The sequence below is a fragment of the Pseudomonas sp. 43(2021) genome, assembly GCF_017490805.1.
Taxonomy (GTDB): Bacteria; Pseudomonadota; Gammaproteobacteria; order Pseudomonadales; family Pseudomonadaceae; genus Aquipseudomonas.
The window spans coordinates 1-440 of sequence record NZ_JAFGYJ010000548.1; the positions used below are offsets into that span (position 1 = coordinate 1).

Here is a 440-nt window from a genome sequence, read left to right on the forward strand (position 1 = left end):
GCGCAGATACGAGGCAGCTGGTGACGATGAAGTGGTGCGATGCGAGGAATGCGATCGCATCCTGGTGCGTACTGGAGAGTCCATCTGAGACCCTTCTTGTGGCGGTGATGCGGGAATATCCGTAGAATTAGCGATCGGACGAGCCATCCGGGTGATCGCGGCAGCGGTGAGCTGTCGAGGAAAGTCCGGGCTCCATAGAGCAGGGTGGTGGGTAACGCCCACCCGGGGTGACCCGCGGGAAAGTGCCACAGAGAACAGACTGCCGGTTTCGAGCCGGTGAGGGTGAAACGGCGGAGTAAGAGCCCACCGCGTCATCGGTGACGGTGACGGCATGGCAAACCCCACCTGGAGCAAGGCCAAGAAGACCGTGAGGTCGCGGACGCGTTTGGGGGTTGCTCGCTTGAGCGTTCGGGTAGGCTGCGCAGCCGAAAGGCTGAAGG

Annotated in this window: 1 other RNA gene and 1 pseudogene; both read left to right on the plus strand. The window is 62.3% G+C overall.

Annotation, left to right across the window (positions count from 1 at the left end):
* A pseudogene (locus tag J5M71_RS29710) lies at positions 1 to 88 on the plus strand (nucleic acid-binding protein); the annotation flags it as partial.
* A 51-nt stretch (positions 89 to 139) separates the two neighbouring features.
* Positions 140 to 440: RNase P RNA component class A (gene rnpB, locus J5M71_RS28630), an RNA gene on the plus strand; the annotation flags it as partial.